Here is a 12,955-nt window from a genome sequence, read left to right on the forward strand (position 1 = left end):
TCACTAACACAATCAATATTTCACGCGCAGCTCGCCCACTTCTCGGCGTTTGATAGCGTAGACGCCAACCACGCTGGCAGACGCCGCTCCAGGTAATAGCCGGGGGATCTGGGCGTACCTTCAATAAAGCCCACGTGCCCTCCTTGGCGGTGAAACTCAAGCGTCACGCTGGAAGGTAATGACTGTGGAGGTGGTGCACTTTCCGGATAAAGAAAGGGGTCGTCTTGTGCCTGGATGATCAGCGTCGGCACAGTGATCGACGAAACAAAATACAGACTGCTGCATCGCTGGTAATAGTCGGCAGCACTTGAAAAACCATGCAAGGGGGCCGTTACTCGCTCATCGAATTCCCATAGCGTGGACATCCCCTTGAGCGACCCCAAAGCTAACAGCTTTGCGTATTCATCGGGGTCACCATTGATGGAGAATCGCTGGCGCTTGTCTTTCATGTAATGACCCAGGTCGCGTAAAAAACGGGCTTGATATATTTTCGACATGCCCTGACGAATCCTCTCGGCACTGTGGTCCAGACGAAACGGGACCGAAACGGCGGCGGCTGCCTGCAACGGGGTGGCACTGCCCTGCTCGCCCAGGTATTTCAACAGGACGTTGCCGCCCAGCGAATAACCAATGGCCGCCAGAGGCTGGGCCGGTCGGCGCATGGATAGCATCCCGACAACCTCAGCCAGGTCGTCACTCACCCCAGAATGATAACCGCGAGCGAGCTGATTGGGCTGTCCAGAGCAGCCACGCCAATTCACGGCCACACTCTGCCAGCCTCTCAAGGCTAACGCCTGCTGCTGGCCCAGGATATAACGTGACGAAGAACTGCCGGTCAGCCCGTGTAGCAGTATGACGCAAGGCGTATCGTCGTCACGACGGCCATACCAGTCGAGATCAAGGAAGTCCCCATCTTTCAGTGTCATCCGCTCACGCTCGCGCGCTAAAAGCAGTTCTGAACGAAACAATGGGCTATACAGCGTTTGCAAATGACCACCGGGCAGCCATCTGGAAGGGCTAAACGAGGACATGGATAACCATCGTGTTGTTCATTCAGGTCCATCCGTTTCGTTGGGTGAAACCAATAAGCCAAATCGAATCGCTTCATGAACAAGCCCTGCCGTATGCCTCACCCCCAGGCGACGCATAATATCGGCTCGATGGGTCTCGACGGTTTTAATACTGACGTTAAGCTGGTTAGCAATGGCCTTGCTGCGAAAGCCTTTTGCCACCAGCTCAAGAACTTCGCATTGACGCGAGGTCAAGGGGTTATCCGGGATGGCGGAGGTCCCGACAACGGAGGCTGCATCAACGAATTGCTCAGGTTCCATGGAAGTAAATACAAAACACTCGCCCATCACCGCTTTCTTGATTGCCAATTCCAGTGTATCGACGTCAGCGTTTTTATGTAGAAATCCATGTGCCCCTTCTTCGAAAAGGCGGCGAATGAAACTATCGCTGGAATAGCTCGATAGAATCACGACCCGCCCTTTGGGGCACCGTTTCCTGAGCCGACTCAATGACGCGACTCCCTTCATCGAAAGCAACGTTGAGTCGATAAGTGCCACATCAACATCGTTATATACCTCGTCATCATTCAGCAACTGTTGCGCAGAGCCAACCTCGGCAATCACCGTCATGTCATCAAAGGTTTCAATAAGCGAGCTGATCGCAGAAAGAACGAGCTGATGTTCATCCGCCAGTAGTATCTGGATGGTATTGTCATTAGATTTCATGAATTTATGCTGTTGACCTTGACAGGTTGTTGCCTGTAACTCCCTCTTGGCTGAGGGTGTGTTCAATCGTGAATCGTGAACCTAGCAGGCGCATCACCCCGTTACTGGATAAAAAGTTAACATTAGAAATTTAGGTGTATAATTCGTTCCTGCACGTTAACGCAGTGATCGACAAAGCAGTATAAGTAAAAACCCTGACTAGCTATCCTGCTGGAGCATACCCAAGTGCTGTGCCTTAAGGAGCATATCCTCAATCGAATGACAATTTTGATGGGTGTCAGCACCTATGTTTTCGCCGTCTAGAATACCTTCTGGCGCCGATGATTCATACAACCGTTTGAGTAAGGTTGGGCACAAAAACATCTTCCCCTTAACAGCGACACGCAGCGCTATTTCAAGGTCGCTGATACCAGCGCTACGCAGCAAAAAACCGATAGCCCCTGCCTGAAATGCTCTTCTTACATCCGTCAGGCTAGGATTGACCGACAGGATGACCACCCGCGTTTCGACGCCGCTTTCGTGAAGCTGACGAGCGGCATCAAACCCCGTCTGACTGGGGAATTGTGCGTCAATCAAGGCAACATCAATGCACAAGGTTTGCACCACCGCGTCCAGATCATGAGCACAAGAAGTGCTGCCCACCACGTCAACTCCCCTGAACCGCTCGATAACCTTGCAAAGTCCCTCACGAATAAAACCGCTTTCGTTGACAACCAACACTCTGATAGCTGACCCGGAACCTTCTTGTGGATTCACTTCGCACTCCTCATTAATCAATGCTGTTTTACGGCATGCCCCACTGATTTTGGACGCTCCCACTGACTGCTGAGCAAAACGATTTATTACAACCCCCTGACGAGAATACTTACCTTCCTCGTCGTGAACAGCTTTTTAAGAGGCACATGAGCACCAATATATACATAAAAACCCCTAGAACATTTGAAACATACCCGCAGGAATGATTAAATCAATTACTATCGTTTAAAGCACGAGTGTCAATGCCCCGGCTGGTTACCTGCGTGCTCAGCTTCAAGCAGGCATATTCAATGGATGACGAAAGTAACCGCTGCCCCCCTTTGCAAAACGATGACAACGGCCTCACCCCTCAGTATTCACCAGATGCCGCCCCAGAAGCGCACTTTGATCGTTTTATCCACCTGGTGTCCCAGGTATTCAATGTGCCCATCGCTTTCATTTCACTGTTCGATGAAAATAGTCAGCGGCTGAAATCGTCAGTCGGCATGGAAGGGCGTGAAATCTCACGCGAGTTTTCTTTCTGTATCCATGCGCTAGAGCACGGTTATATGGAAGTGTCCGATACATTGGAGAGCGATTTATTCAAACGCCATAGGGCCGTGATTTCATATCCTTATATTCGGTTCTACGCTGGCGTCGTGTTACGCGACCCAAACCGAAAGGCAATCGGTACGCTCTGTCTTAGTGATATCCAGCCGCGCGCACTCAATGAAGTTGAGCGTTCATGGCTGCTCGCCTTTGGCAATATTGTCGAAGAGCAGATCAACATCAAGACGCAGATACTCGAGATGCGCCACCAGGCCAGCCGTATTAATCAACGGGATGCGCGAACGGGCCTACCCGACGAAACCTTGCTGGGCGAAACATTGGACAATCTAGTCCAACTTGCTGAAACCGAATCTTACCATCTGGTTGTTTTGCACTTGCGGATCAACAACCTAGACGAGATTAGTCGGCTTCATGGTCGCAAGTATCGTAACGCGATTCTTAAATGCCTGGCCGATCGTCTCATTGCCCCTGATATCGGTATCCTGACAGCTGGCAATATCGACATTGATCGTTTTGGTGCCGTGGTATCCATCTATTCACTGCGCGATCTTTTCGGCGTTATCAAGCCGATTATCAACAAGCTGAACGCTCCCATTGATCTCGATGGTCATACGGTAAGACCGAAAATCGACGTAGGGGTCAGCGTCTCACCAAGTGATGGAATCAACCCGGATGATTTGCTGGAAAGGGCTCGTACAGCGCTAAAGGCACCCAAGACATATGAAAACATTCATGTCTTTACCCATCGCACAGAAGAAAGTGCGTTACGCCGACATGAGGTTGAGCAGCGCCTTGAAGCGGCTCTGTCAGGGAATAAATTGCAGCAACACTACCAGCCGCTGGTCTCCGCCGATGGCAGCGGCGTGGTTGGGTTCGAAGCACTAGCGCGCTGGCAGGATAACAAGCTGGGGGCCATCAGCCCTGGAGAGTTCGTCCCCATTGCCGAAAAAAATGCACGGCTGTCACGGTTACTGACTGACTGGTCGCTTGAGCTTGTATGCCAAAAAGCCTTCCATTGGCCCCTCAAGCTCAGCGATCCCTCGTTGAAAATCGGCGTCAATATCCCCGCTAACCAGTTTTATCAACCCAATTTTGTCGAGCAGGTTCTGCGGACCCTTGGTGAGCACAACCTGGCCCCACAGCGCCTGACGCTGGAACTTACCGAAGAAAGCCTGCTGACAGATATCGACCGTGCCATTTCGACCATGGATAAGCTGCGAAACAGCGGTATATCTCTGGCGCTGGATGATTTTGGTACTGGCTATTCGTCACTGAATTATCTCAAGCGCTTACCCGTTGACGTGCTTAAGATCGACAAGAGCTTTATCGACGACCTGCCTCATGATGAAAAAGCCATCAACCTGGTGAGCGGCATTATCCGCATCGCTCACGGCCTTGGTCTGACGGTCGTTGCCGAAGGCGTTGAATACCAGACACAGCAGACGCTATTGGAAAAGCTTGGCTGTGATGTCCTTCAGGGCTACCTGTTCAGCCGTCCCGTTGATGCCGACAAAGCACTCAATTTTTTAGAGGCGTGGTCTCAGGGCTCTCATCCTGCAGCCATGTAAATGGCATTCAGGCACTTCATCACATCTCCACATACCAGCACGGGATCTTTGGCATGCCTTCAACACGCAAGGCATCTCAGCCCCTTACAACGGTTGGTACATAAAACGACATTGACACACCCAATGATAGAGCGCCTTAAAGGGTGCTTAAGGAAAAGATAGTGGCATCTTTATTCAAGGCCAATAGAAAAAACAGCAGTCGATCAACTCATTGACCTTCAAGTACATTGGATAATCTGGGTACTGGCTATGGATGCTGACCCAAGCACTAATTTTTAAGAGGTATGGCCTCAGGGCCCTCATTCGGCAGCCGTAAAAATGGCATCGAGGAACACTATCAACCCCGCAAATCATGGCATGCAGACTTCATCTCGAATTTTCGGTATGCCTTCGACATCGCAAGAGTGGCAGTCCTTCGCGATCATGCTACAAAAACTGCATAAGATAAGAGGCTTCGGCTACTGGCAGATGTCACTATCAACTGGGCAGATGTATTGGTCAGAGATGGTTTACGAATTCTTTGGCGTTGACCCTGACCGGTTCATACCTGATAAAAAGGACTTTATCAGGTTGGTGCATCCCTCTGATCGGAAAAAAGTTGCCAAGGCACAGCAGACACTTAAGAAAACCGGCGCCATTGATATCAAATATCGTATCGTCCAGCCTGGTGGTAATGTGCGCTGGATACATGAAGTTGCCGATAACTCTGCACCCGACGACCCTGATATTCTCCTCAGCACTTTACAGGACATCACCGACCACAAGGTGCTGGAGAAAAACCTAAGAAATCAAGCAATCACTGATGACCTCACCGGCACATTCAACCGAGGTCACTTTATGAAACGACTTCGACAAGCCTTTTCTCATTTTTGTCGAAGCGAACATAACGCCGCCGTCCTGCTTTTTGATGTCGACCATTTTAAAAACGTCAACGACACTTATGGGCATGCCGTAGGCGATAAGGTACTGAAGCAAGTTTGCCGCTTATTCAAGGAACGGTTCAGAGAGACCGATGTCATCGGGCGTTTGGGTGGAGAGGAATTTGCCGTGCTGCTGTTTGAAATAACGCCAGACGCTGCATTAGCAATCGCTGATGATATCAGACAAAAGCTTGCCAACACTGCCTTCACTACGCATACCGGTGCTACCTTTTATATTTCTGTCACCTGCGGGGTTGCGCATTTCACTGCGGATGACCCAACAGAAGAAAGCATTCTTCATCGTGCGGATACCTCTCTCTACACAGGCAAGCATCACGGGCGCAATCAAGTTGTTGGTGAAGTGCAATGTTGATCCATAAATTCATCAATACCATCCACATGGAGGATGCAAGTCAATATTAGAGTGCCAGCGCTGCTGGTGCTGATCATCCCGGCTCGGTTACTCTAGGCGTTCAATCACTCAAGGATAATCGCATCAATGTTGGGATTCCTGCAGGGATTTTCCTATGGCCTCTTCATGACCTGTCTCCCCTGGTTACTGGTCGGCCTGTACAACCCCGGTATAGCGCTTCCGGTGGCAACCCAAGGGCGGCTACAGGTCGTCTTCCGCTATTGCCTGATCATCCCTTTCATCAGCATGCTGCTATGGCTAACCTCTCTTTGGGGTGGTTTCAGCCCTAGTCTGTTTGGCTGGTTGGCGGGCATTGTTGCCATTCCGGTGGAGCTGCCCATCGAGCGAACGCTACGCGGCTGGCTTGCTCGCCGCCGTGAACGCCGTCGAGAGGCTCAAAGTATCGCCGAAGCGCAGCAGCGCAGAGCCCAGGAGGAGCGCAAGGCCTATGAAGCTGGCGTCTCGGTGCTCGATCCGGCAAGACCACCCGAGGGTGCCGATGATCTTGTGTTGGCCATGTGTCGGGCCAAGCAGAGCTTGCTGGACGTCAAGCGTCCTGACCTGGCGATTCTCGCGGACCGTCTCTACAGCCGCTACCGTCATGTCATGGACGTCCTGAGCGGTCGCTTCCACACGGGCGAGCTGGCCTTTGAGCGCTCGCGCGGGCTGGTCACCCAGGTATGTCTCGGCGCGGTGGATACACTGACGACCATGGCCTCCCAGGCCCGCGGCGTGGTCAGCGTGGACGGCCAATACGTGCGCGGTCGGCTGGAACGGGATGGCAAACGGCTAAGCGATGAGGAACGTGCCGCCCTGGTGCGTCGCCTCGACTTGCTGGTGGAGACCGAACATCGGCTCAATGAGCGAGCCGCCCGAATTGAGTCGGCGCTTACCGTGCTCGACGATACCGCCGTTTCCATGTCACGCATCGAAACAACGCGACCCCAGGCGTCCGTTACCACCGATAAAGCGCTGGAAGATCTGCGCCGCTTCGTCGAAGGCGCCGATCGGTATGCGCGCAAAGACTGATCCGGTAGCCATTGATAGAGTAACGTTTTACGACGGTCTTTTGATCACTTAGTTTTTTTATCCTCTGGAGACGCTCATGACTCAACCATCGGATGACCAACCTCGCCTCTCCCTGCCACCGGTGGACGAGATCGCCAGCCAATTGGGGGCGCGCCAGGACGAGTCAGTTGAGCCTGACAAGAAGGATATCGACCCCGAACTCGCGTCCCTGGCTGACCGTTTTATCGAGGACATTCTAGCCGAAGGCGACGAGGCATCAGCGGTTCGCCAGCGCCGCGCCGTGGACGAAATGGGCTTGGAGCTTCAGCAGCAGGCCGCCCATCGCAGTGCCATGCTGCAAACACCGCTCCGCAAGCTGGCCCACCAGGGCGACGAAGGTGGGCCGGTTGCCAAGGCGCTAAGTGACCTACGGGGGCGGATGGAAGGCCTCGACCCCGCCCGTCATCGCCTGGCGCCCAGCGCACTGGATCGCGTGATGGCGATCATTCCCGGCGTCGACAGCCGCCTGCAGCGCTACTTCCGCAAGTTCGAGAATGCCCAGCAGGCCCTGGACGCGATCATCGAGGAGCTGGAAGGCGGTCGCGACATGCTACATCGTGACAACCTCACTCTTAGCGATGACCAGAAAGCGCTCAATGACATCCTCAGTGAGCTGAACCGCCAGATCACGCTGGGTCGCTTGATCGATCAGCGACTTCAGGATGATGTCGCCGACCGTGACGTGAATGACCCACGGCGTCAATTTATCGAAGAGGAGCTGCTCTTTCCGCTTCGTCAACGCATTGTCGATCTTCAGCAACAGTTGGCGGTGAGCCAGCAGGGTGTACTGGCGCTGGAAGTCATCATCCGCAACAACCGGGAGTTGATGCGCGGTGTGGACCGGGCCATCAACGTGACCGTCTCGGCCCTTACCGTTGCAGTGACGGTCGCCATGGCCATGGCCAATCAGCGTCTGGTGCTGGACCGCATCGAATCCCTAAATTCCACCACATCACAGATGATCGGCGGAACCGCCAAGGCACTACGCCAGCAAGGCGTGGACATCCAGAAGCGGGCCTCCTCGGCGATGCTCGACATGCAGGTGCTCGAAGAGGCGTTTCGCGAGGTGATGGGCGCAATCGACGACCTTTCAACCTACCGTCAGGAAGCCCTGCCTCGCCTGGATGAGCAGATCGACCGCCTTGCCGCTTTGTCAGAGCAGGGAAGTGCGTCTATCGAACGACTACGCGAAGGCAATGAGGCGCAACCGCAGGACGGTCGTGCCTCCAACTAATGGGGCTAGCGCCGGCTACTTGAAACGAGAGGAGGCGTCCCGGAAAGCTTTGCGCATCAATTCCCAGGAATCGTCCATGCCCTGGCGAACGGTATCCCAGGCCTCTTCACTGGCATGGCGCAGTTCCTCGAGCCTTTGCTGAGTCTCCGCCTGGCGCTTCTTGAGTCGCTCAATGTCTTCGTGGTATTTGACCCTGGCCTCATCACTGGCCTGACGGGCCTGAGCGGTTAGTTTGTCGATTTCAGCATTCCACTCATCAAGCCTGGCTTTCATTTCCTCGATGAATTCATCGCGTTGACTCATTGCCATTCTCCCCTTGCGGTAATGGATCCGGAAAATGCTGTCTCAAGTTTCCTAGAATCTTTTGATCTTCGAAAGGGGCTTAGGTTCTCCCCTTCTCGCTCGCTGATAACTCCTCAGGTTTGGGTGGATCACCAACCTTCACCGCCCCAAGGTCTTCGTGGGACAACCCACGGAACAACGCGAACATCATGGCAAACACCAGAATGAACATTGGCAGACCGACAACGGTAATCACCTCCTGCAATGCCGTCAGCCCTGCATCGCCGGCAAGCACAATGAGCATTGCCGCCAACATGCCTTCAGAGACCCCCCAGAATACGCGCTGATGCCAAGGGCCAGGGTCAGGGCTGCCGGTACATAGCATGTCGACCACCAGGGACGCGGAGTCTGATGACGTGGCAAAGAAGATGGCAACGATGACGACCGCCAGACCCTGAATCAATGTAGCGGCCGGGAAATTCTCGAAAAACGCAAACATGGCGAGTGGAATGCTTTCGCCGACGGCAGCAGACAAGACACCGGCCTGCTCGCCCATTGCTTCCCGGGCCTCGGGCCCGATTCCGTCAATCTCCATCGCCGACCAGCCAAAGATCGCAAACCAGATCAACGTGAAAATGGAGGGCGCGAACAGCACCCCAAGCACGAACTCGCGGATGGTCCGCCCGCGGGAAATCCGTGCCACGAAGATCCCTATGAACGGCGACCAAGTGACTGTCCAGGCCCAGTAGAATACGGTCCAACTGCCCTGCCATCCCCAGCCACTGCCATCATCGTTGGTATAGGTCGCCAGGGTGTCATTCCAGAACGCCATGGGCAGCAGGTTCGATATATAGAGCCCAAAGGTCTCGACAACGGCACGTAAAAGGAAAACGGTAGAGCCTGTAAAGAGCACAAACATCATCAGGCCAACGGCCATACCGATATTGATATTGGAAAGCCGTTTTACACCTGAATCCAGCCCTGCCACGATCGAACCGACAGCAACGCTTGTCAGAATGGCAATGATCAGCACCTTGGGCATCACTGCATCAGGAATACCGAACAACTCCGTTAACCCCGCATTGATCTGCTGAGTCCCCAGGCCAATGGAGACTGCCACGCCAAAAAGGGTACCGAGAATGGCAAAGATATCGAGGGATTTACCGACGGAACCGTAAATGCGCTCGCCAATCAATGGGTAGAAAACCGAGCTAAAACGCATCGGCAGATTGAAACGATAGATAAAGTAGGCGAAAGCAAGGCCCGGCATGGCGAAGATCGCCCAGGTATGCAGCCCCAGGTGATAGATCGAAAAGCTCATGGCATCGTCAGCGGCCTCTACAGAGAAGGGTTCAACATCCGGCCTTGGTGGCGTCGTAAAATGGGAAATAGGCTCCGCTACGCCCCAGAACATCAACACCGTGCCGATACCGCCCGCAAACAGCATGGCGAACCAGGAGATATTGCTATAAGCCGGTTTGGCATCATTGCCACCCAGGCGGATTGCCCCATAACGGCTGATCGCCACCCAAAGCAGGAAGGCCACCCAGCTCGTCACCCCGAAAATAAAGAACCAGCCAAGATTGGTGACTATCCACTCCCGTCCGGCGCCAAAGGCATCGCCTATGGGGCCCGGCGCAATTAAAATCACTACCAAGAAAAGGATCATGATCCCTGCGGAGGTGAAAAATATAGTGGGATCCGTCCTGAGGCCGAGCTTCCGCGCAAGTGCATCCATTATTGTTACTCCTATCGCCTTTCCGACAACATAGGAGTTTTACGTCGATCACGCCAAGTTACGAGGATGACAAGCCTTTATTCGGCTAGATTTATCTGTGTAATATTCGACTGTGATAACAACCACTCGCTATCGACAAGCCGGAGCTTATTCATGTCTCGTGCTATCGAAATTCCCGCCACCGACGGCACCATCGACGCTCATATCTTCACGCCCGGGAACGCCGTAGGCCCCTTTCCGGCCGTTATTCTGTTCACGGATATCGGCGGTTTGCGGCCCTGCTATCACGAGAAAGCCCAGCAGGTCGCCAACAATGGCTATGCCGTGTTGATGCCTAACGTCTACTACCGTGATGCGCAAGGCTCTGTCGTGCCGGAGAGCAAATCCTTTCGTGACCCGGACGTAAGGCCAACGCTATTAGCGTATGCCGGTCACCTCACGCCCGAGGCACAGTCCCGTGACTTCATTGCCCTTCTGAACGGCATTGATAACGAGGCCGAATTTGCTGACGGCAAGATGGCGGCGGTCGGCTATTGCATGACTGGGGCGTTTGCGCTTCGCATGGCAGCTGAACACCCCGACCGCGTTGCAGCGGCGGCCGGTTTCCATTCGGCCCGGCTGGCGGAAGCAGACGACCCGAACAGTCCGATACACGTGGTCGGCAATATTCAGGGGCACGTCTATTTTGGACATGCCGACCAGGACGAGCTTTTGCCTCCGGAGCAGATCGCCCGCATGGACGCTGCGCTAGCCGCCGCTGGCGTGCACTTCACCACCGAACTCTACAAAGGCGCAGCCCACGGCTTCACGGCCAAGGACGCCCCTTCTTTTAATGCAACCGCCTATGAACTGCATCTCAAGCGACTGGCCTTGCTCCTGGAAGAAACACTGTAGCTTCCCGCTCGTTTCATCAACTGCTCTACTCACTATATGGGCCGAGAGTTACCGAAAACGAACGGCGATAACTACTTGCCAGAGATCCAGTCGCTATGAGACTAGGATTCTCCATGAGTCCATCGAATAAATAAACGCGATTGTTAACAGTCTGACCTACACTATGATGATCCACTGACGAAATGCCAATCAAAGGGTCGCTGTGAGGATTGGGGGCGAATCGCCAGCCGATTTGTTTTCTTCCATTCTCCGCCCGACGCTCTTTCCATGCGTCCCTGCCTCGGGCACACGCAACGGTGGTCGTCATGAACCATATTTCTCAAACCGCAATAGAGGCGTTTAAGGCCGATTTCTCGGGAAGTGTGATGCTTCCGGATGATGTGCAATACGAAGAAACGCGACAGATCTGGAATGCCATGATCGACCGCAGGCCTTCCATGATTGCCCGCTGCTCTTCACCTGAGGATATTGTCCAATCCCTGAACTTCGTGCGCGCCAACGACTTGCCCTTTTCCATACGTGGCGGTGGTCACAACATTGCCGGCAATTCTGTCTGTGACAATGGTGTGATGATCGACCTCTCATTAATGAAGGGCGTACTCATTGATCAGAAGCTTCATCGCGGATATGTTGAGCCTGGCTGCACCCTCGCAGATTTCGATGCCTCTGCCCAAGCGTATGGCCTTGCCACCCCGCTGGGCATTAACTCCACCACGGGTGTGGCCGGCCTGACCCTGGGAGGTGGTTTCGGTTGGCTCAGCCGCAAGTACGGCATGACCATCGACAACCTGCTCGGCATGGACGTGATTACTGCCGATGGCCAACAGTTGCACACCAGTGAAACGGAAAACGCCGACCTTTTCTGGGGACTTCGCGGTGGAGGCGGTAACTTCGGTATCGTGACGCGTTTCGAGTACCAGCTGCATCCCGTAGGCCCGAATGTGCTGTGCGGTCTCATCGTCTTTCCCTTCGATCAGGCGAAATCGGTCATCACGCAGTTCGCCCGTTTTACGGAAACGATGCCTGATGAACTCAACGTGTGGATGGTGACCCGCAAGGCACCTCCCTTGCCCTTCCTGCCCGAGACTGTCCACGGGAAAGAGATTGTCGCACTGGCCATTTGCTACACAGGCGATCCTGCTGAAGGCGAGAAACACATCGCACCGCTGCGTGGGTTCGGTACCGCCCATGGTGAGCATATCGGCGTACAGCCATATACCGATTGGCAACAGGCGTTCGATCCACTGTTAACCTCAGGCGCCCGCAACTACTGGAAGTCGCATAATTTCTCGTCGCTTGGCGAAGGGGCGGTCGATGCCATCATCGAATACGCCGGCACTCTACCGTCTTCACAGTGCGAGATATTTATTGCCACGTTAGGCGGCCAAACGGGCCGGGTCCAATCCGAAGCGATGGCCTACTCGAGCCGCGACGCCAACTACGTGCTAAACGTGCATGCCCGTTGGGAGACGGCTGCCGAGGACGAGCGCTGCATCGACTGGGCGCGTGAATTCTTTACCCGGACACAGCCCTATGCCAGTGATGGCGCCTACATCAACTTCCTGACCGATGATGAAACCGACCGCATTGCCTTCGCCTATGGGGCGAGCTACGAGCGACTGGTGGAGATCAAGAAGAAGTTTGATCCGACAAACCTCTTCCGCGTCAACCAAAACATCCTACCGGCCTGAATGCCGCTTGCGTGATGAAGCTTCGTTTTGGGTACGTTTTTCGCAAAACCCCGTATTAGCAAGCGCCCTTATTCAGGGCGCTTTTAGCTGCCTGCAGGAACCTTGGT

Annotated in this window: 11 protein-coding genes; 6 read left to right on the top strand and 5 right to left on the bottom strand. The window is 54.0% G+C overall.

Annotated elements, in window-relative coordinates:
* Positions 1-20: 20 nt before the first annotated feature.
* The 3 genes from R3F64_RS03115 to R3F64_RS03125 all read right to left on the bottom strand — a co-directional run bounded on the left by R3F64_RS03115 (position 21) and on the right by R3F64_RS03125 (position 2,492).
* The gene (locus R3F64_RS03115; RefSeq protein WP_085918589.1) at positions 21-1,031 is read right to left on the bottom strand and encodes a hydrolase; all 1,011 of its coding nucleotides are present in this window, start codon (positions 1,029-1,031) and stop codon (positions 21-23) included.
* 18 nt (positions 1,032-1,049) lie between these two features.
* Positions 1,050-1,802 carry a response regulator transcription factor gene (locus tag R3F64_RS03120; protein ID WP_332609685.1) on the bottom strand — a complete coding sequence of 251 codons (753 nt, stop codon included), beginning with the start codon at positions 1,800-1,802 and terminating at the stop codon, positions 1,050-1,052.
* A gap of 132 nt (positions 1,803-1,934) precedes the next feature.
* Positions 1,935-2,492, bottom strand: a complete 558-nt coding sequence (locus R3F64_RS03125) for a response regulator (RefSeq protein ID WP_332609687.1) — start codon at positions 2,490-2,492, stop codon at positions 1,935-1,937.
* Positions 2,493-2,734: 242 nt separating this feature from the next.
* On the opposite strand from R3F64_RS03125, the gene R3F64_RS03130 reads away from it, so the two are divergent.
* The 4 genes from R3F64_RS03130 to R3F64_RS03145 all read left to right on the top strand — a co-directional run bounded on the left by R3F64_RS03130 (position 2,735) and on the right by R3F64_RS03145 (position 8,243).
* Positions 2,735-4,609: a bifunctional diguanylate cyclase/phosphodiesterase gene (locus R3F64_RS03130; protein ID WP_254902891.1), complete on the top strand. Its 1,875-nt coding sequence runs from the start codon at positions 2,735-2,737 to the stop codon at positions 4,607-4,609.
* A gap of 357 nt (positions 4,610-4,966) precedes the next feature.
* A complete protein-coding gene (locus R3F64_RS03135; protein ID WP_332609689.1) occupies positions 4,967-5,902 on the top strand; it encodes a sensor domain-containing diguanylate cyclase in 936 nt (311 codons plus the stop codon).
* 126 nt (positions 5,903-6,028) lie between these two features.
* Positions 6,029-6,970, top strand: a complete 942-nt coding sequence (locus R3F64_RS03140) for a cobyrinic acid a,c-diamide synthase (protein WP_332609690.1) — start codon at positions 6,029-6,031, stop codon at positions 6,968-6,970.
* 76 nt (positions 6,971-7,046) lie between these two features.
* The gene (locus R3F64_RS03145; protein WP_332609692.1) at positions 7,047-8,243 is read left to right on the top strand and encodes a toxic anion resistance protein; all 1,197 of its coding nucleotides are present in this window, start codon (positions 7,047-7,049) and stop codon (positions 8,241-8,243) included.
* A gap of 15 nt (positions 8,244-8,258) precedes the next feature.
* Here R3F64_RS03145 and R3F64_RS03150 read toward each other — a convergent pair whose 3' ends face one another.
* Both R3F64_RS03150 and R3F64_RS03155 read right to left on the bottom strand, forming a co-directional pair.
* The gene (locus R3F64_RS03150) at positions 8,259-8,546 is read right to left on the bottom strand and encodes a conserved coiled coil protein (RefSeq protein ID WP_085918595.1); all 288 of its coding nucleotides are present in this window, start codon (positions 8,544-8,546) and stop codon (positions 8,259-8,261) included.
* A 79-nt stretch (positions 8,547-8,625) separates the two neighbouring features.
* Entirely contained in the window at positions 8,626-10,263 is a 1,638-nt protein-coding gene (locus R3F64_RS03155; protein WP_085918596.1) for a BCCT family transporter, read from the bottom strand.
* A gap of 153 nt (positions 10,264-10,416) precedes the next feature.
* Between R3F64_RS03155 and R3F64_RS03160 the strand changes: the two genes are divergently transcribed.
* Entirely contained in the window at positions 10,417-11,157 is a 741-nt protein-coding gene (locus R3F64_RS03160; protein ID WP_332609695.1) for a dienelactone hydrolase family protein, read from the top strand.
* A gap of 305 nt (positions 11,158-11,462) precedes the next feature.
* On the top strand, positions 11,463-12,848 hold the full coding sequence (locus R3F64_RS03165; protein WP_332609697.1) for an FAD-binding oxidoreductase: 1,386 nt from the start codon (positions 11,463-11,465) through the stop codon (positions 12,846-12,848).
* Positions 12,849-12,955: the final 107 nt, after the last annotated feature.

It is taken from the genome of Halomonas sp. 5021 (assembly GCF_036663435.1).
Lineage (GTDB): Bacteria > Pseudomonadota > Gammaproteobacteria > Pseudomonadales > Halomonadaceae > Vreelandella > Vreelandella janggokensis.